This is a genomic window from Nocardiopsis metallicus (assembly GCF_014201115.1).
Lineage (GTDB): Bacteria > Actinomycetota > Actinomycetes > Streptosporangiales > Streptosporangiaceae > Nocardiopsis > Nocardiopsis metallicus.
The window spans coordinates 1182066-1201191 of sequence record NZ_JACHDO010000001.1 but is presented as its reverse complement, the minus strand read 5'-3'; the positions used below and the strand labels follow the sequence as shown (position 1 = coordinate 1201191).

Here is a 19126-nt window from a genome sequence, read left to right as displayed (position 1 = left end):
CCCGAGGAAACAGCCTCACTGCCCCTCCTCGGCCTGGACGTCGGCCGTGCCGGGTCCGTGGTCGGGCATGGCCGAGCGGGCCTGCGCCTCCCGGTGCAGGCGCAGGAACTCCAGGTGCTGCTCGTACTCGTCGAGGATGTTCCCGATGAGCTGCTCCTTGGTGTAGCCCATCACGTCGTAGCCCTGGCTGCCCTCGGTGAGGTAGACCTCGAAGCGCACGTAGGTGTCGTGCTCGGCGAGCGAGCGCATCGCGAACGCCGGGGTGGGGACCACGACCGGCCACACCCGGTAGCTGAAGTCCTCCTCGTCACCCATGGGCACTTTCAGGTCCAGGTGCGGGATCTTGGCCTCCTCGTCGACGCCCTCGGTCACCGAGGCCTGCGCGCCCTGGTCGCGCAGTTCCTCGGCGACGTCCTCGAACGCGGGGCGGCACACCTGCTGGACGAACCTGTCGGCCGCGCGCCTGCCGGGGAAGCTCACCGCCCTGGCGATGCGCTGGCGCCAGTTGCGCTCCGCGCCCCGGCGGTCGACCGTGGTCCGGTCCGACAGGGAGGACGACAGGGTCGTGCGGAACGCGTCCTGCCGGAACCGTTCGACTCTCAGCGCCTTGTACAGCCCCCAGATGATCAGGAGCATCACGAACGAGAACGGCAGCCCCATGATGATGGTGGCGCTGGTCAGCGCGTCCAGCCCGCCGACCAGGAGCATGGCCAGGGTGAGCAGGCCGGTCGCCGCCGCCCAGAAGACGCGCAGCCAGGCGGGCGCGTCGGTGACCGGTGTGCGCAGGTGGGAGCTGAGGTTACCCATGACCAGCGCACCGGAGTCGGCCGAGGTGACGTAGAGGAGCAGGCCCACGACCGTGGCGAGTCCGGCGCTGAACAGCACGCCCGGGTACTGCGTGAGCAGTGTGTAGAAGCCCCGTTCGGGTTCGTTCATGGCGAGTTCCCCGAACGCCACGTTGCCCTGGCGCACGACGCTCAGGGCGCTGTTGCCGAAGACCGACAGGAACGTCAGCGTGTACAGCAGCGGGACCACCAGGGTCGCTGTCACGAACTGCCGGATGGTGCGTCCGCGCGAGATCCTGGCCAGGAAGAGACCGACGAAGGGCGCCCAGGCGACCCACCAGGCCCAGAAGAACAGCGTCCAGTCGTTGAGCCAGTCGATCGGCGGATCGTAGGCGAAGGTGTTCAGCGTCATCGAGGGGAACCGGCTGACGTAGTCGCCGATGTTGAGCACGAGGGCGTTGAGGAGTTGGACGGGGTTCTCGAAGACCAGCACGTAGAGCATCAGCACGATCGCCAGCACGACGTTGATCTGTGACAACCGTCGGATGCCCCGGTCCACGCCCGCCACCGCCGACACGGTGGCCACGAGCACGGCGACGACGATCAGGCCGATCTGCGCGGCGGTCCCCTCTGGGATTCCGAAGAGGAAGTACAGCCCGTAGTTGAGCTGGACCACGCCGATGCCCAGCGACACGGAGATACCGAAGATGGTGCCGATGACGGCCGCCAGGTCGACCGCGTCGCCGATACGGCCGTGGATGCGCTTGCCGATCAGCGGGTACAGGGCCGAACGGATGGCCAGGGGCAGGTGGTAGCGGAACGAGAAGTAGGCCAGGGCCATGCCCATCAGCGCGTACATCGCCCACCCGGTGATGCCGTAGTGGAAGAGCGTCCACACCACGGCCTGCCGCGCCGCTTCGACGGTCTGCGCGTCACCCTCGGGAGGCGCCAGGTAGTGGGTGACCGGACCGGCCACGGAGAAGAACATCAGGTCGATGCCGATCCCCGCCGCGAACAGCATCGAGGCCCACGCGAACACCCCGTAGTCGGGCCGGGAGTGCTGGGGGCCGAGCTTGATGGTGCCGTACCGGGAGACCGCGACGAACACGACGAACCCCAGGTACAAGGTGGCGGCGAGGAAGTAGTACCAGCCGAACACCTGGGTGATCCATCCCACGACGGTGCCGATGACGTACTCGGCTCCGGTGGGGGTGATGATCGCCCAGACCGAGAGGGCGAGGATCAGGATCGAGGAGCCGAAGAACACGGTCCGTTTGAGCCGGCTGCGTCGGGGCCCGGCCTTCTCCAGGTCCGCCGGGGGCGGCGGTTCCGCCTCGTCCTCCTGGCGGTTCCGTCCTCCGTCATCGGTCGCCACCGATCTCACCTCTCGTTCCCGCGGTACCGGTCTCGGCTCCTCGCTGGCGTCGGTGCCGGGGGCGTCGTGGAGGGGACCGGGGGTCTTCCGCGGCCGCGGCCGGGTGGCGCGCCGGGGAGCGCGCGGTGCCGGCGCGGAGCGCACGGGCCTGGCCGGTTCCCGCTCGGGTGCCCTCCGGGCACAGTGGTGCCGACGGGAAGCGAACCGGGGACTCAGGTAGTCCTCGGCGCCATCTTCACCGATCCGCCGCCGAGGCGGCCGTAACCCGGATGCGGCGGCGTGGCGTGCCGTCCGCGGACGCGGGTGCTCTCACGAGGCCCTCAGCCGATCTGTGGCTCACGGAGCGGAGTGATTCCGGGGTCACGCGTGAGCCGGAGTCGCCCCTCAGGTGTTTTCGAGATGAGCTCCCGGCTTCGATGCTCACAGCGACAGCCTCCTCACCAGGAGTTCTGGCGCACCACCAGGTGGCGACCACCGATCCTTGCGGAATGTTTCCGTAAATTACGGCTTGACTTCCGGTGTGTTATCGCTCAGATTCAACGGCAAGGACGATGACGCCCTGACTTTCCGGGGAGGTCTGACGCACCGGAGTCCACTTCGGCCATGCGCCATTCCACTCGGAAGATTGTTAGCGCTAACACCCCCGAGCGCAGGCCCAGGACTCGCACGCCCCTCGAGCGGGCCGTGCGGCTCCAGGCCTTTGGAGGAACGACCATGTCTATGAGCAAGCCCGCGAGCACCCCGCACTCACGGCTACGACGATGGTTACTGCGAGTCGCCGCCGCAGGCGTGATGGCCGTGGTGGTCGGCAGCGCCGGTGCCGTGGTGACGCCGACACCCGCCGCGTCGGCGACGGTCGACACCGACGCCTGGTACGTGCTGGTGAACCGGGACAGCGGCAAGGCGTTGGACGTGTACAACCAGGCCACCAACGACGGGGCCCGCATCACCCAGTGGACCCGCAACGACCAGCACCAGCAGCAGTGGCGGTTCGTCGACTCCGGCGACGGTTACCACCGGTTGGAGTCACGCGTCTCGGGCAAGGTGCTCGACGTGCACAACTGGTCGACCGCCAACGGCGCCGGCATCGTCCAGTGGACCGATCACGACCAGGCCAACCAGCAGTTCCGGTTGGAGGACTCGCCCGGCGGCCACGTCCGGCTGATCAACCGGCACAGCGGCAAGGCCGTGGAGGTCCAGGGCGGCTCGGGCGCTGACGGCGCCAACGTCGTGCAGTACGACGACTGGGGCGGCGGCAACCAGCAGTGGCTGCCCGTCCGCGTCGACGGCGCGGGGCCGGGCGACACGTGCGCTCTTCCGTCCTCCTACACCTGGACGTCGACCGGCCCGTTGGCTCAGCCGGATCCGGGGTGGGTCTCGCTCAAGGACTTCACCCACGCCCCCTACAACGGCCAGCACCTCGTCTACGCGACCACCCACGACACCGGAACGTCATGGGGATCGATGAAGTTCGACCTCTTCGACGACTGGTCCGACATGGGCTCGGCCAACCAGAACCCGATGCCCTTCAACGCCGTGGCACCGTCGCTCTTCTACTTCGCCCCCGACGACGTCTGGGTGCTCGCCTACCAGTGGGCCGGACCCGCCTTCTCCTACCGGACCTCGACCGATCCCGATGACGTGAACAGCTGGTCACCGGCGCAGACGCTCTTCGACGGAAGCATCGGCGACTCCGACACGGGCCCCATCGACCAGGCGCTCATCGGCGACGACACGCACATGTACCTGTTCTTCGCCGGGAACAACGGCGAGATCTACCGGTCCAGCATGCCCAACAGCGAGTTCCCGGGCAATTTCGGCACGTCCTCCACGGTCATCATGCGCGACACCCGGAGCAACCTCTTCGAAGCGGTCCAGGTCTACAGGATCGAGGGCCAGGACCAGTACCTCATGATCGTCGAGGCCATGGGGGCCAACGGCCGCTACTTCCGCTCGTTCACGGCCACCAGCCTGGACGGTGACTGGACGCCGCAGGCCACCACCGAGGGCAACCCCTTCGCCGGCCAGGCCAACAGCGGCGCCGACTGGACCAGGGACATCAGCCACGGCGAGCTGATCCGCACCAACCCCGACCAGACCATGACCGTCAACGCCTGTGACATTCAGTTCCTCTACCAGGGACGCGACCCCGGCTCCGACGGCACCGACTACGGCCTGCTGCCCTACAGGCCCGGTCTGCTGACGCTGCAGCGCTGACGGGGAGCGGCGGATCGTGGGATCCGACTGGTCGCCGGTGGAGTCGTGGTTGAAGCCGTCGGCCCCCGGTCGGGTTCGGCCATCGCAGCCGTAGCCCTCACGCAACATCAGGTGGCGGGTCCGCCTTACCCGCCCGCCGGACTGGGAACGCACCCAGATGCACGGAACTGAGCTCATCGGTTCGCGACTCCCGGTCCGGCGGGTCCCGGCCCCCGAAGGGGTCGGTGGCAGCGGCGGAGCACTCCCCCACTCACCGAGGTCGGCTGAACCGGTTGACCGGCCGGAACCGTGAGGGGAAATGGGCGTTCCGTCATCCGTCGGCGAGCGTCCCCGGCCACGGGTCCGGCCGTGAGGAAGCCGCCGAGCGGGAAGCACGGGTCTGATTTCCGCCATCCGCTCCACACGAATGACGGCCATCGGGCCGCGAAGATCCTTCGCACGCCAAAGGCCGTCCTCGCGTCGGGGGTGCGACGGCGGACACCCGGGCCACCGGTTGACGCGCCCGGTGCCCGTACCACCCCTGATAGGGAAATGCGTCCGGGAGCACGGGTCCGATCCCGTGAGCGGGCGCTGCCTGCCGGGCCGGACCCTCCCCCCTGGCCGGCCAACAATTCGGCCGTGGCCGCCCCGCAGGAGCGGTGGCGATCGCTACCCTGCCACAGTCGCTGTGCGGTGGGCCTGCCCAACGGCCTGATCAGGCACGATCACGCGCTTCGTCCCTGGACGCATCCACGCGATCCGACCCTTGTCGCAGGCTCAGTAGGTGTTCGGAGCGCATTCGGGGCCGTCACGCCAGAGTGTGCCGGCGGACCCCGCGTCGAGGTGGTCCTCGTACAGCCCGACCTTGAAATCGATGACGTCGAGCGACTGCTGGAGTTCGGCCATCCGCTGCCGTACACGCGCCTGGTGTCCCCGCAGGAGCTCGAACCGCTCGGCCACGGTCTCCTAGCCCTGCCGGACCAGTTCCGCGTACCGGCGGATGTCGGGCAGGGGCATGTCCGAGTCACGCAACCGAGCGCACACTCGCAGCCAACCGACCTCCTGTTCGCTGAAGGTCCGCCGTCCCGCCGAGTCCCGCCGGACCGACTCGACCAGGAGGCCCTGCTGTTCGTAGAAGCGCAACGTGTGAGCGGACAGTCCGGTCCGTTCGCTCACCTCACCGATGGCCATCGACTTCTCAGATGTGGCGCTCATGGCCCGAGTATACGAAGCGGAGTCTTGACCTCGAGTCGACTCGAACTCCTACTGTCGGCCACAGCCAACGACGGAAGGCAGCCCCATGACCAGAACATGGTTCATCACAGGTACGTCCTCAGGATTCGGTCGCCTGCTCACCGAACAGCTCCTCGACCGGGGAGACCGCGTGGCGGCGACGCTCCGCACTCCGGAGGCTCTTGACGGGCTGCGCGCCGAGCACGGCGACCGGCTCTGGGTGGCGCGGATGGACGTGACCGACACCGGAGAGGTGCAGAGGGTCGTCGACCGTGCCTTCGCGGACCTGGGCAGTATCGACGTCGTCGTCAACAACGCCGGGTTCGGCGTCTTCTCAGCTGTGGAAGAGGCAACCGACGAGCAGATCCGCGCGGTGGTCGACACCAACCTGCTCGGGTCGATCCACGTGGTGCGCGCGGTCCTGCCGCATCTGCGAGCGCAAGGGCACGGCCGGATCCTCCAGGTGTCCACCGCGGGGGGACAGACGACCTACCCGAATTTCTCGTACTACCACGCCTCCAAGTGGGGCATCGAGGGGTTCTGCGAGACCGTCGCCCAGGAGATCGCGCCCTTCGGCATCGGTCTGACCATCCTCCAGCCCGGGGCGACTCCCACCGGATTCGGCGGCGCGCTGGCGTCCGGACCCGTCATGCCGGAGTACGACGACGGGCCCGCCGGGGACGTCCGGCGTTCCCTCGCCGATGGTTCGTTCGTCTTGGTCAACTCTCCCGAGAAGATCACCGGTGCGATGATCGACCTCATCGACAGCGGTGAGGTGCCACTGAGACTGCCTCTCGGTTCTGACACCTACCACCACGTACGTCGATCCCTGGTGGCACGGTTGGAGGAACACGACGCGGGGCGCGAGGTCGCGCTATCGGTGGTGCGCGACGACCTCGTCCCGTCCGAGTAACCGCGACCGGGGCCGGACCCGACCAGCGCGGCCCTCCGGCCCCGCGTGCCCGCACGATGCTCCGCGGCGGCCGACGAGGCAGACGCCGCCCTGTTCGGGTCGGCCTGGGTTCCGCCCCCTCCTCAAAGATGATCTTGCTACCAGGGGCAAGTTCGGCGCCGAACTCGCCCCTGGTAGCAAGATCTACTGGTTCACCATGGTGGGTGTCGGGAGGGTTTCGACGGGAGCCGCCCGGCAGCGGCGCTGGGGTGACTCCAGCAAGATCTGTCCCGCGTGGACCTATCGATGACCTGTCCACCAGCGCTCGCAGGCCAAGGCCCTGGCCGCGGGAGTGACCTCATAGAAGCCTGTGCAGCCGATAACTCACAGTAGATCTGTCCCCCGGGCCAGGGCCCTGGTAGTCGTCCCGTTCCTGACCAAGAGGAAGCAGGACACCACCATGGTGACAGTGGGTATCGATCCGCACAAGGACATGCACCAGGCCGTCGCGCTGGCCCAGGACGGCACCCGCCTGGGCAGGGCCAAGAAGGTCAACACGGGCCCCCAGGCCCTGGGCCAGCTCTTGGCCTGGATCCGTGCCCTGGCCGCAAACAGCCCGGTGCTGTGGGCCATCGAGGGCGGCCCCGGCCTGGGCCGGGCCCTGGCCGACGCTCTGCTGGGGGCGGGCCAGGAGGTGGTGTGGGTGCCACCGCGTGCTATGGCCGCCCACCGCCGCCTGGGCGGGCCGGTGGGCGCCAAGTCCGACGTGATCGACGCGGTGGCCATCGCGCGTGCGGCCCTGGCCGACCCTGGCCTGGCCCGTCACCGGATCGACCCGCAGGTGCGGCAGGTGCGTGTGCTGGTGAACCTGCGCCAGAACCTGACCGATCAGCGTGTGGCCCTGACCAACCGGGTGCTGGCGGCGGTGCACATCGAGCTGGACCACCGTCTGGGCCAGGGGGCGTTGGCCACCCGGGCCAAGGTGGGGCGGGTGCGTGCGCTGGTGGAGGGGGCCGGGTTGGACGAGATGGTGCGGTGGGCTCTGCTGGAGCAGTTGGAGGAGATCCACACCCTGTTCGTGCGTGCGGCCGAGGTGGAGCGGCGCCTGAAGGAGTTGGTGGAGCCGTTGGCGCCGAACCTGTTGGGGATTCGTGGTGTGGGTGTGGTCTGGGCTGCGGTGTTGCTCTCGCAGGTGGGGGATGTGTCGCGGTTTGCGACCTCGGCGAGGATGGCGCGGTGGGCGGGGAGCGCGCCGATTCCGGTGTTTTCCTCGGGGCGGGATCGGCACCGGTTGCACCGGGGTGGGAACCGGCAGGTGAATCGGGCGTTGCACTCGATCGGGGTGGTCCAGGTCCGGCTGGGTGAGCCAGCGCGGGAGTTCGTGCGTTCCCGGGAGGGGGCCAAGGGCACCAAGGGTGCGTATCGGGCTTTGAAGCGGCATCTGGTGGATGTGGTGTATCGGGCGATGGTCGCTGATCAAGTGGTGAGAGGGCGGGCTGAGGTCTGTCTTCAACCCGCCACTTGACATAGAAGCGTCATCGGGGATAGAAGCGGACGGACTGCGTCACCGGGTCCGTTCCGTCAGGGCCACGGGGCCGCCGGGGAAGACCCGCAGGTACGGTGCGCCCGGCAGCTCGGCCAGGCGCAGGTGCTCGGCGAGGTCGGCCACCACCTCGGCGTTGTCGCCCTCGGCCGCCACCCGGGAGTAGGAGGCGACGGCGAGCACGCTCATCCCGTGCGTCTCGACCAGGGTGCGGCGGGGCTGAGCGCGGGGGGCGGCCGAGCGCGGGGTCGGCGGCCTCCCCGGCGCCGACCCGCAGTGCCAGGGCTCGGGCTCCGGCGGCGTGAGCCAGACGGACGACCTCCTCCAGTGGCCGCCCCGGGGCTCCGAGGGTGGACACCTCGAAACGGGGCACGGCGGGGCGGTCGAAGGTGCCCTGTGCCGAGGGGTTCCTCTCTCAGGGGCCGGGGAGGCACCGCACCCGGTGGGGTCAGCGGGTCGCCGGGCCGGATACCGGGACGCGCCAGGCGGTGACGGCGCGCGGCGCGAGGACGCGCTCCTCCTCTCCGGCCGCGACGGCCCCGGTCAACGGGGTGCCGGGCAGTTGGTGGAGTTTGACGGGTTCGTCGGTGCGGTTGGTCAGGAAGCGGTACTCGACGCCCTCGCCGGCGCGCACGGTCAGTTCGACCCGGCCGCGCAGCTCCTCGGGTAGTTCGCTTTCGACACCGGCCCCGTCCAGCAGCCGGTTCAGCAGGGCGGTGCGGTGCTCCTCGTCCAGGCGGGTGGAGACGTAGGCCGCGCTGCCGCCGCCCGGCAGGGCCCTGCGGGTCAGCGCCGCTCCCCCGGCCAGGGGACCGTCGGCGTAGCGGGCCCAGACCTGGGTCCCGGCGTCGGTGACGGTGATCCGGTCCGACCACAGGGTCCCGGTGGAGCCGTCGTCCAGAGCCACCCGGACTCCCTCGGGCAGGGGCGCGAACTCCTCGACGCGCAGGCCCAGCAGCTCACGGAGCGGGCCCGGGTAGCCGCCCAGGTGGACGTGGTCGTTCTCGTCGACGATCCCGGAGAAGTAGGTGGTGACCAGGTGACCCCCGCCCTCGGCGTAGGAGGTCAGGCGGCGCGCGGTCGCCTCGGGCAGCACGTGCAGCAGGGGCGTGACGACCAGGTCGTAGCCCTCCCAGTCGGCGTCGGTGGGCAGCACGTCCACCCGCACGCCCGCGTCGAGGAAGGCGGTGTACCAGCTCATGGCCTCGTCGTGCACGTCCAGCAGCGAGCTGGGCAGGGAGTCTCGGCGCACCGCCCAGCGCGATTCCCAGTCGAAGAGCAGGGCGGCGCGGGCGGGCAGCCGTCCGCTTCCGGCGACCTCGGCGAGGTCCTCCTTCAGGACCCGGCCCAGTTCGGCCACGTCCCGGTAGACCCGGCTGTCGGCTCCGGCGTGCGGCACCATCGCCGAGTGGTACTTCTCGGCGCCGCCGGCCGACTGCCGCCACTGGAAGTAGCAGACGGCGTCGGCGCCGTGCGCCACGTGCAGCAGGGAGTCGCGGGCCATCTCGCCGGGGGCCTTGGCCGGGTTGACGCTGCGCCAGTTGACGGCGCTGGTGGAGTGCTCCATCAGGTACCAGGGGCGGCCGCGGGCCAGTCCGCCGGTGAGGTTGGCGCTGAAGGAGAGCTCGTCGGCGCCGCCGGGTTCGGGGCGTACGTAGTGGTCGTTGGCGATGAAGTCGACCTCGTGGGCCCAGTCGGCGTAGTTCATGTCCGCGGTGTGGCCCATGACCATGAAGTTGGTGGTGACCGGGATGCCGGGGGTGAGGCGGTGCAGGATCTCGCGTTCGGCGCGCAGGTGGTCGCGCAGGGCGTCGGAGGAGAAGCGCGCGAAGTCGAGCTGCTGGGTGGGGTTGGCGTGGGAGGCGGCCAGCCGGGGCGGTAGGACCTGTTCCCAGTCGGTGTAGCGCTGGGACCAGAAGTCGGTGGCCCAGGCGTGGTTGAGCCCGTCGATCGTGGTGTAGCGGCCGCGCAGCCAGGTGCGGAAGGCGGCCGCGGCGTCGTCGGAGTAGTCGTGGACGTTGTGGCAGCCCAGTTCGTTGTTGACGTGCCAGGCGGCCAGGGCGGGGTGGCCGCCGTAGTGTTCGGCCAGGGCGGTGGTGAGTTCGAGCGCGTACCGGCGGAACACGGGCGAGGTGGGGCGCCAGTGCTGGCGGGCGCCGGGGCCGACGGTCTCGCCGGTGCGGGTGAGGGGCAGGACCTCGGGGTGGGCGGTGGTGAGCCAGGCGGGCGGGGACGCGGTGGCGGTGGCCAGGTCGACGGCGATGCCGTTCTCGTGCAGCCGGTCCATGATGTCGTCCAGCCAGCCGAAGTCCCAGGTGTCCGGGCCGGGCTGCAGCCGCGACCAGGAGAACACACCGAGGGTGACGATGTTGACCCCGGCGCGGCGCATCAGGCGCAGGTCCTCCTCCCACACCTCGCGCGGCCACTGCTCGGGGTTGTAGTCGGCGCCGTAGGCGAAGCGGGGGCGGTCGGGGTCGTGCGGCCAGCGCAGCCAGTCGCGGGAGGCGGCGTCGGTCATGGTGGATCCCTTCGAGTGGACACGGGTACGGGTGGGGACGGCTCCGGGCCGCCCCCACCCGGGTCGGGTGCTCGGTGTGGAGTGGGTCGGTGTCAGTCGCCGGTGGTCACGGTGAAGCCCTGGTCCTGGCCGTAGCGGACCGAGACGTCCTGCCAGGCGGCCAGCCCTTCGGCGAGCGTGGTGTCGGAGACGTAGGCCTGGCCGACGGTGTCGTTGAACAGCGAGTTGGCGTGTGCCTGGTAGGGCAGGTAGTGCCACCCCTCGCGCACGTTCGCCGCGGACTCGGCGTAGATCTCGTTGACCGCCTGGCCGCCGAAGTACTCTGACTCGGCGGCAAGGAACTCCGGCGACTCCAGATCCGCGACGGTGGCGGGGAAGGCGCCCTGGTCGATCCGGTGCCGGACGCCGTCACCGGCGTTGGCGTACTCGATGAACGCGTAGGCCAGCGCCTGGTTCTGCGCCCCCACGGGCACGGCGAGCGCGCTGCCGCCGCTCTCGGCGCTGGACGTGTCCCCCTCCTCCCACGCGGGCGGCGGGGCGACCCGCCAGGAGCCGGCGCCGTCGGGGACACCGGCTTCGAGGTTGAGTCCCATCCATGCGCCGGTGACCAGGGTGGCGACGCTGCCGTCGCCCAGCGCCTGGTACCACTCGTCACTCCAGGCGGTCACCGGCAGGAGCAGGTCCTCGTCGATGAGCTGCTGCCAGGTGTCGGTGAAGCGGGCGGTGCCCTCGTCGGTGAAGTCGATCGTGACGTCCTCCCCCTCGACCCGGTAGGGCTGTCCGCCCGCCTGCCAGACGAAGGTGGTGGTGGCCCCCGCGTCGCCGTTGTCGGCGGCGACGTAGACGTCGGGGTCGGCCTCCTGCAGTTCCCGGGCGACCTCCACGTACTCGTCCCAGGTAGCGGGCACCTCCACGTCGTGTTCGTCGAAGACGTCCTGGTTGTAGAACAGGGCGATGGGGCCGGAGTCCATGGGCAGGCCGTGGATCGCGCCCTCCTCGCCCTGGACCGCGCCCCACGGGCCGGGGGTGTAGTCACCCTCCAGTTCCGCGGCGCCCAGCGGCGCCAGGTCGACCAGGTTCCCGGCGATGGTGAACTGGCCCAGCGCGAAGTACTCGATGTGGGCGACGTCCGGCAGCCCCGATCCGGCGGACAGGGCGTTCTGCAGGGCGGTGTACTGCTCGTCTCCGGTACCGACGTTCTCGACGTTCACGGTGACGCCGGGGTGTTCGTCCTCGAACGCCTCGGCGACCCGGTCCAGGGTGGGCTCCCAGGCCCAGACGGTGATCTCACCGCCTTCCTCGAGGGCAGCGCCGACGTCCTCGGCGCCGATGTCGGGGGCGGTGCCGTCACCCGAGCCGCAGGCGCTCAGCGCCAGGCACAGGGCGCCGACCGCGGCGGCGGCTCGGGGGAGCCGGGCCATGACGGTTCGGCGGGCGTCCGGTTGGCTTCTCATGGGGGGTCTCCTCGGTCGTGGTGGTGGTCCGGGCCCGAACGGTTCCGTCGCCCGGGAACGGTTCAGCCCTTGAGGCTTCCGGCGGTCAGGCCCGACCTCCAGTAGCGCTGGAGCAGTAGGAACGCGGCGATCAACGGGATGACGGTGAGCAGTGAGCCGGTGATGACCAGGTGGAAGACGGGTTCGCCGCCGATGGTGGCGGCCTGGGCGTTCCAGGCGTTGAGGCCGAGGGTGAGCGGGAACCAGTCGGGGTCGCGGATCATGATCAGCGGCAGGAAGTAGTTGTTCCAGGTCGCCACCATGGTGAAGAGCAGGACCGTGGCGGTGCCGGGGGCGAGCAGCGGCAGGGCCACGGTGAAGAAGGTGCGGATCTCCCCGGAACCGTCGATGCGCGCCGCCTCAAGCAGCTCCCTGGGCACGGCCTGGGCTGCGAAGACCCACATCAGGTACAGGCCGAAGGGCGAGATGAGGGAGGGGACGATCACCGCCCAGGGGGTGTTGGTCAGGCCCATCTGGCTGAACATGAGGAAGGTGGGCACGGCCAGGGCGGTGCCGGGTACCGCGGCCGCGCCCAGGACGAGGGCGAAGACGGCGCGGCGGCCGGGGAACTCGAACTTGGCCAGGGCGTAGCCGCCGAGCATCGCCAGCAGGGTGGCCCCGCCCGCGCCCGCCACCACGTAGAGCACGGTGTTGAGCAGCCAGCGGACGAACACCCCGTCGTCGTAGGCGAGGGTGGCGGCGATGTTGTCGAAGAGCGCGAAGTCGGAGCCGAACCACAGCCCGAAACTGGTGAGCAGCGACTGCTGGCTCTTGGTGGCGTTGACGACCAGCCAGACCAGTGGCACCAGGGAGTAGAGCAGGGCCAGTCCGGTGAGCAGGGTCAGGGCGGCGCTGCGGCGGGGGTGGGCCGGGCTGCCGCCGCGGCGCGGCCGGAGCCGTGGACGCGGTGGGCGCAGCGGGCTGGGGGCGGTGCGGCGGCGGAGCCGCGGGGTGGGGGGCAAGGTGGGGTTGCCCATGGTTCACGCCGCCTTTCGCATGCCGAACAGCTGCACGGCGTAGGCGATGACCATGGTCAGCAACCCCATGATGATCGCCACGGCCGCGGCGTAGTTCTGTTGTTGACCGGAGAAGGCCAGGGAGTAGGTGTAGAGGTTGGGCGTGTACCCGCTGGAGATGGCGTTGGGTGCCAGGCTGCGCAGGATGCTGGGTTCGTTGAACAGCTGGAAGCTGCCGATGACCGAGAAGATCGCGGCGATCACCAGGGCCCCGCGCAGGGCGGGGAGCTTGATGGCGGTGATCACCCGCAGCTGGCCCGCGCCGTCGACCTCGGCCGCCTCGTACAGGTTGTGCGGCACCGTGCGCAGAGCCGAGTAGAGGATGAGCATGTTGTAGCCGACGAACTGCCAGGTGACGATGTTGCCGATGGAGGCCAGGATCAGCCCCGGCGAGAGCGGGTCGGGCAGGGTCACGCCCAGGATGTCGTTGACGTTGCCGACCAGCCCGAACCGGCTGCCGTACATGAAGCCCCACATCAGGGTGGCCACGACCGCGGGCACGGCGTAGGGCATGAAGATCGAGATCCGGAAGAAGTCGCGCCCGTAGAGGCGGCCGCTGTCCAGGGCCAGAGCCAGCAGCAGGGCCAGGAACAGCATGACGGGGACCTGGACGGCGAGGAAGAGCGTCACCCGGGTCACCGATTCCCAGAACACCGGGTCGGTGAGGGCGCTCCGGTAGTTGGCCAGGCCCACGAAGGAGTTTCCGCCGACCAGCTGGTCGCGGTACACGCTCAGGTGGAGCGAGTAGAGGATCGGCGCCACGAAGACCAGCGCGAAGACGGCCATGAACGGGGCGAGGAAGCCCCATCCGGTCCAGCGGTGCCGGGGGCGACCGGGCCTCGGCGGCCGGTGCGGGGTGCGTTCGGCGGTGGTCGTTGACGTCATCGGATCCCTCGTCGAGCAGTCCGTGTCGACCGTGGTGACGCCCCTGGGACCAGGGGCGAGGGGGTGGACACCGAGTGATGTTTACGCAAACATTGCGGTGCCGGGAGTGTTGCACCCGTGTTGCCGAACGGTCAAGGGGGTGAACGGGTCAATCGCGACCTCGGGGCCCGTCCCGCGGGACCCGCGGGGCTCACCCCCGGGGCGGCGCCGTACTGGCCCGCACGACGAGTTCCGTGGGCACGAGTGTGGCCCCGGGATCCTCGGCCTCGCCGCGCAGCCTCCGCAGCGCCTTGGCGACGAGCAGGCGGCCGACCTCCGCGAAGTCCTGGCGGATGGTGGTCAGCGGCGGCAGGAACGAACCCGCCTCCGCGATGTCGTCGAAACCCACCACGCTCACGTCCCCGGGAACCGAGCGGCCCTGCTCGTGCAGGGCGCGCAGCAGACCCAGGGCCATCTGGTCGTTGGCCGCGAACACCGCCGTGCACTCGGGATCGGCGGCCAGCGCCCGCCCCGCCCGGTAGCCGCTCTCAGCCGACCAGTCGCCGTTGACCGGCGCGGGAACCGGGCGGCCCCGTTCCTGGAGGGTCTGGCGCCAGGAGCGGGCGCGGCGTTCGGCGAAGAAGGACTCCGCGGGGCCGGCGAGGTGGTGCACCGTGCGGTGGCCGAGGCCGAGCAGGTGCTCTACGGCGTCCCGGGACCCGCTGATCTGGTCGGTGTCGACCACGCCGTACCGGTCGTCCACCTCGGAGTCGGCGACGACCACCTGCAGCCCGGGCGGCAGCCGGAAGTCGGCGGCGTCCAGCAGGTGGACCTCCATGATCACGATCACCGCGTCCACGGCCAGCTCGCCCAGCCGGGTGAAGGCGCCCAGTACCTCGTCCTGGCTCGGCACGGCCACCGGGATGAGGGTGATCGCGTACCCCTCCTGGGCGGCCGAGGTGGCGATCGCCTCAAGGGTGCGTACGTTGCCGGTGGTGGACAGGGTGAAGACGATGACCCCGAGCGTGCGGAACTCACCGCGTTTGAGGGCGCGGGCGGCACTGTTGGGCCGGTAGCCGAGCTCGCGCATGGCCGCCAGGACGCGCTCACGGGTCCTGGGAACCACGCTGGGGCTGCCGTTGGAGACCCGGGAGACGGTTTGCGAGGAGACCCCGGCACGCCTGGCCACATCGGCCATGGAGACCCGGGCACCGCGCCCGCGCGCTCCCGCCGCGGTCTCCGCTCCCTCGGACATCCGCACGCCCCCGTATCCGTGGCGGACATCGCCGCCGTTGTGCCCGACGGCGCACAGTGTAGTCACACGGGGGCATGCGGCCGCTGCGGCGCCCGGAGCCGGAGCCGATCCGAGGACGCGCGGCGGGCGGGCCCCCGTCGGTCACTCGGGCGGCGGGGCCACGCTGTCGCGTTCGACCAGGGTCGGAACGATCACCCGCCGGGTGGAGTAGCCGTGCTGGTCCTCTTCCTCTCCGACGATGGAGGCCAGGAGCACGCTCAGCGTCTCAGCGGCCACCTTGTCGAAGTCGGGCCGCACCGTGGTCAGCGGAGGGATGAAGTAGGCGGCCTCGGGCACGTCGTCGAAGCCCACCACGCTCACGTCACCGGGGACCGGGCGGCCGCGTTCGTGCATCGCCCGCAGGATCCCCAGCGCCAGATGGTCGTTGGCGGCGAAGACGGCCGTTACCTCCGGCATCCGGGCGAGCATCAGGCCCGCACGGTAGCCCGAGGCGGCGCTCCAGTCCGCCGGGCTGACCGGCGGGACCTCGGCGTCGCGGTCCTCCAGGGCCAGCTTCCAGCCCCGCAGCCGTCCCGCGGCGTCGAACCAGTCGGCGGGGCCCGCCACGTGCCAGACGGTCTCGTGCCCCGCTTCCAGGAGGCATCGGGTGGCTTCGTAGGCTCCGGCCTCCTGGTCCACCGTCACCAGACCGTGCTGGCGCGTGGGGTCGCCGTCGATCGTCACCAGGGGCATGTCGGTGGGCAGCTGGGCCAGGGCCTCGTCGGCGGCGGCGGTCGGCGCTATCACCACGATCCCGGCGGCGCGCTGTTCGCGGTGGTGTTCCACGGCCGCGGCGATGGCGACGGGGTCGAGCACCTCGACGCGGCGCACGCTGACCACGAAACCCCGGGCGGCGGCGGCCTGTTCGAAGGCGGCCAGCAGCGAGGAGGGGCCGAACAGAGTGGAGTTCTGCGCCACCACGCCGAGGAGCTGGGATTTTCCGGTGGCCAGGGTGCGGGCCGCCCGGTTGGGCCGGTATCCCAGTTGCTCGATGGCGGCGCGTACCCGCAGGCGGGTCCGCTCGCGGACGTTGGGGTGTCCGCTCAGCACCCGGGAGACCGTCTGGTGGGAGACGCCCGCGAGCCGGGCTACGTCCGTCATCGCCGGTTCGCGGTTCACTCGGACGGACTGGGAAGTGCGCTCCACCCATGACTCCTTGGCTGCCGGGGCTACCGCTCACCGCCTTTGTGAGCACTACCAGGCTATGTGATCGGTTCGTCGGACATCTGGCGGTTTCACCTGGGCGCAGGCTCCCGCGCGGCTCGCCCTGACAGCTCCCCAGGGGCCCGCACACAGACACCGAGCAACTCTTTCGGAAACATAGTTGGCGTTAACATACTGCACTCTCCGATGGTCGACAAGAACCCTGAAATATCCGGTTAACGGGATTGACGCGGGAAATGTTAGCGCTCACTATATTGGCAAAGTGACCCGGATCACCCCCACCCCTCGGGTCGCACTGACTTGGAGGACCCCCGATGAAGAAGTGCATCACCGCCTCCGCGGCGGCACTCGCCCTGCTGGCAGTCACGGCCTGCGGGTCGGGCGGCTCGCCCGCGGCCGACGACGGGACCATCACGCTGGGCTTCTCCCAGGTCGGTGCCGAAAGCGGCTGGCGTACCGCCAACACCGAGTCGATCCAGCAGGCGGCCGAGGACGCCGGGATCGACCTCCAGTTCTCCGACGCCCAGCAGAAACAGGAGAACCAGATCCGGGCCATCCCCTCCTTCATCCAGCAGAACGTCGACGTCATCGCGTTCAGCCCGGTCGTGGAGACCGGCTGGGACGCCGTCCTGCTGGAGGCCCAGCGCGCCGACATCCCGGTCGTCCTCACCGACCGGGCCATCGACTCCGACGACGACACCCTCTACGAGGCCTTCCTCGGCTCCGACTTCGTCGAGGAGGGCCGCAAGGCGGGCGAGTGGCTGGTCGACAACGCCGAGGGCCAGACCAACGTGGTGGAACTCCAGGGCACCACCGGTGCCGCGCCCGCCATCGACCGGCAGGAGGGGTTCGCGGAGGTCATCGCCGACCACCCCGACATCGAGGTCATCGCCACCCAGACCGGTGACTTCACCCGTTCGGGCGGCAAGGAGGTCATGGAGGCCTTCCTGCGCTCCCACGACGACATCGACGTCGTCTACGCGCACAACGACGACATGGGGCTCGGCGCCATCGAGGCGATCCGCGCCGCCGGTCTGGAGCCCGGCGAGGACATCCGGATCATCACGGTGGACGCCGTCCGAGCCGGGATGGAGGCCCTGGCCGAGGGCGACATCAACTTCATCGTCGAGTGCAACCCGCTGCTGGGCGAGCAGCTCATGGAACTCGTGGAGCAGGTCGCGGCCGGCGAGGAGGTCCCCAAGCGGATCGAGGTGGAGGAGACCACCTTCACCCAGGAGGAGGCCGAGGCCGCTCTCCCGGACCGCCAGTACTAGGACCCCCTCCTCGGAGCCCCGGCGCGCCCCTGACCCGCACCCACCGCTGAACTGCTCCCTGGAAGTTGGACTGGAAATCCAGTTCCATCGACCAGGGAGCAGTCCCATGAGAGCGAACAGCTCACTCACCCAGGACCAACGCCACCAAGCGATAGCGTTGTTCGAGCAAGGCAGAGCCGATCACGCGGTAGCGGCCTCTCTGGGGGTCTCGCGATGGGCGGTCCGAAGCCTGTACCGACGGTGGCGGATCCACGGCCCGGGAGCGCTGGTGACCAAACAAGCGAAGAAGTCCTACTCCTTCGAGTTCAAGGTCGAGGCGGTGCGCCGCCTCCTGGCGGGCGAGCCCAAGACCGAGCTGGCCAAGGAACTGGAACTGTCCTCACCCAAGCTGCTGGAATCGTGGGTGCGCACCTACCGCACCCAGGGCTCAGAAGGGCTACGCCCCAAGCAGCGAGGACGCCCGCCCAAGAGCGCACCACAAGAGCCAGCCTCAGAGCTGGAACGACTACGCCGTGAGAACGAGCTCCTGCGTGCCCAGAACGCCTACCTGGGAAAAGTGCGGGCCTTGAGGGAACATCCACCAGAGTGAGGGTTCACGCTGTGGTCGCCCTCAAGGCCGAACACCGATTGGACGTGCTGCTGCGGGTTGCTGGGCTGGCCCGCTCCACGTTCTTCTACCACCAGGCCCGACTCCAAACCCCGGATCCCCACGCAGCGCTCAAGGCCCAGATCAGGCAGCTCTTCGACAAGAACAAGGGCCGCTACGGGCACCGCCGGATCCATGACCAGCTCCTCAAGAAGGGGTGGCGGGTAGCGAAGAAGACCGTACTCAAGCTCATGAACCAGCTGGGCCTGGTCTGCCGGGTGCGCCGCAAGAAGCCCTACGGCTCCTACCGGGGCCAGGCGGGCCAGGTGGCGCCGAACCTGCTGGAGCGTGACTTCACCGCGCAGGGGCCGAACCAGAAATGGGTGACCGACGTGAGCGAGTTCGCCGTCGCGGGCCACAAGGTCTACCTGTCACCGGTCATGGACCTGTTCGACCGGCAGATCATCTCCTACACGGCCGCTCTGTCACCGAACCTGGAGTTGACCAACACCTCCTTGCGGGAGGCGTTGAAGACCCTGCCCCCTGGTCAGAGCCCGCTGGTCCACTCCGACCAGGGGTTTCAGTATCAGCACGTGTCCTGGCGGCGGCTGCTCGCCGGGGTCGACGGTCTTCAGTCGATGTCGCGCAAGGGCAACTGTCTGGACAACGCGGTGATCGAGAGTTTCTTCGGTCACCTGAAGGAGGAGTTCTTCACCCACTCCGAGTTCGAGACCGTCGAGGAGTTCACCGCAGGGCTGGATGAGTACATCGCCTGGTTCAACCACGAACGCGTCCATAGCTATCTTGAGGGCCTGAGCCCGGTGCAGTACCGAGCTCAGGCCCTGGCGGCCTAACCTTTAGTTAGCCGGTCCAACTATCGGGGACCAGTTCAA

General features: G+C 69.6%; 16 protein-coding genes. 6 read left to right on the top strand and 10 right to left on the bottom strand.

All coding sequences use genetic code 11. The features are described 5' to 3' along the window. Positions 1-15: 15 nt before the first annotated feature. On the bottom strand, positions 16-2160 hold the full coding sequence (gene betT, locus HNR07_RS05015; RefSeq protein ID WP_312893601.1) for a choline BCCT transporter BetT: 2145 nt from the start codon (positions 2158-2160) through the stop codon (positions 16-18). A 792-nt stretch (positions 2161-2952) separates the two neighbouring features. Here betT and HNR07_RS05010 point away from each other — a divergent pair. Further along, positions 2953-4377 carry a non-reducing end alpha-L-arabinofuranosidase family hydrolase gene (locus HNR07_RS05010; protein WP_184371491.1) on the top strand — a complete coding sequence of 475 codons (1425 nt, stop codon included), beginning with the start codon at positions 2953-2955 and terminating at the stop codon, positions 4375-4377. Between the two features lie 756 nt (positions 4378-5133). Here the strand turns inward: HNR07_RS05010 and HNR07_RS34690 are convergent. After that, positions 5134-5316 (bottom strand): MerR family transcriptional regulator, encoded by a 183-nt coding sequence (locus HNR07_RS34690; RefSeq protein ID WP_246420108.1) that lies wholly within the window; start codon positions 5314-5316, stop codon positions 5134-5136. 6 nt (positions 5317-5322) lie between these two features. After that, positions 5323-5571 (bottom strand): MerR family transcriptional regulator, encoded by a 249-nt coding sequence (locus HNR07_RS34685; protein ID WP_246420105.1) that lies wholly within the window; start codon positions 5569-5571, stop codon positions 5323-5325. A gap of 85 nt (positions 5572-5656) precedes the next feature. On the opposite strand from HNR07_RS34685, the gene HNR07_RS05000 reads away from it, so the two are divergent. Both HNR07_RS05000 and HNR07_RS04995 read left to right on the top strand, forming a co-directional pair. After that, positions 5657-6502: an SDR family oxidoreductase gene (locus HNR07_RS05000; RefSeq protein WP_184362509.1), complete on the top strand. Its 846-nt coding sequence runs from the start codon at positions 5657-5659 to the stop codon at positions 6500-6502. Positions 6503-6941: 439 nt separating this feature from the next. Beyond that, positions 6942-8006 carry an IS110 family RNA-guided transposase gene (locus HNR07_RS04995; RefSeq protein ID WP_184362507.1) on the top strand — a complete coding sequence of 355 codons (1065 nt, stop codon included), beginning with the start codon at positions 6942-6944 and terminating at the stop codon, positions 8004-8006. Between the two features lie 39 nt (positions 8007-8045). Here the strand turns inward: HNR07_RS04995 and HNR07_RS34680 are convergent, their stop codons facing one another. The 7 genes from HNR07_RS34680 to HNR07_RS04960 all read right to left on the bottom strand — a co-directional run bounded on the left by HNR07_RS34680 (position 8046) and on the right by HNR07_RS04960 (position 16355). Continuing rightward, on the bottom strand, positions 8046-8213 hold the full coding sequence (locus HNR07_RS34680; RefSeq protein ID WP_246420102.1) for a hypothetical protein: 168 nt from the start codon (positions 8211-8213) through the stop codon (positions 8046-8048). Positions 8214-8472: 259 nt separating this feature from the next. Next, complete coding sequence (locus HNR07_RS04985; protein ID WP_184362505.1) at positions 8473-10542, bottom strand: beta-galactosidase; 2070 nt, start codon at positions 10540-10542, stop codon at positions 8473-8475. A gap of 92 nt (positions 10543-10634) precedes the next feature. Next, positions 10635-11996: an ABC transporter substrate-binding protein gene (locus HNR07_RS04980; RefSeq protein WP_184362503.1), complete on the bottom strand. Its 1362-nt coding sequence runs from the start codon at positions 11994-11996 to the stop codon at positions 10635-10637. Positions 11997-12058: 62 nt separating this feature from the next. Further along, complete coding sequence (locus HNR07_RS04975; RefSeq protein WP_184362501.1) at positions 12059-13012, bottom strand: carbohydrate ABC transporter permease; 954 nt, start codon at positions 13010-13012, stop codon at positions 12059-12061. Positions 13013-13015: 3 nt separating this feature from the next. Continuing rightward, entirely contained in the window at positions 13016-13936 is a 921-nt protein-coding gene (locus HNR07_RS04970; protein ID WP_184362499.1) for a carbohydrate ABC transporter permease, read from the bottom strand. A gap of 190 nt (positions 13937-14126) precedes the next feature. Beyond that, positions 14127-15236 (bottom strand): LacI family DNA-binding transcriptional regulator, encoded by a 1110-nt coding sequence (locus HNR07_RS04965; protein ID WP_312893600.1) that lies wholly within the window; start codon positions 15234-15236, stop codon positions 14127-14129. A 75-nt stretch (positions 15237-15311) separates the two neighbouring features. Continuing rightward, a complete protein-coding gene (locus tag HNR07_RS04960; RefSeq protein ID WP_312893599.1) occupies positions 15312-16355 on the bottom strand; it encodes a LacI family DNA-binding transcriptional regulator in 1044 nt (347 codons plus the stop codon). Between the two features lie 332 nt (positions 16356-16687). Between HNR07_RS04960 and HNR07_RS04955 the strand changes: the two genes are divergently transcribed. The 3 genes from HNR07_RS04955 (at position 16688) to HNR07_RS34255 (ending at position 19087) form a co-directional block, all read left to right on the top strand. Beyond that, entirely contained in the window at positions 16688-17647 is a 960-nt protein-coding gene (locus HNR07_RS04955) for an ABC transporter substrate-binding protein (protein ID WP_184362496.1), read from the top strand. A 268-nt stretch (positions 17648-17915) separates the two neighbouring features. Then, positions 17916-18236 (top strand): helix-turn-helix domain-containing protein, encoded by a 321-nt coding sequence (locus HNR07_RS34260; RefSeq protein ID WP_221318717.1) that lies wholly within the window; start codon positions 17916-17918, stop codon positions 18234-18236. Continuing rightward, positions 18233-19087, top strand: coding sequence for an IS3 family transposase (locus HNR07_RS34255; RefSeq protein ID WP_312893595.1), 855 nt, complete (start codon positions 18233-18235; stop codon positions 19085-19087). The genes HNR07_RS34260 and HNR07_RS34255 overlap by 4 nt, the downstream gene beginning before the upstream one ends. Positions 19088-19126: the final 39 nt, after the last annotated feature.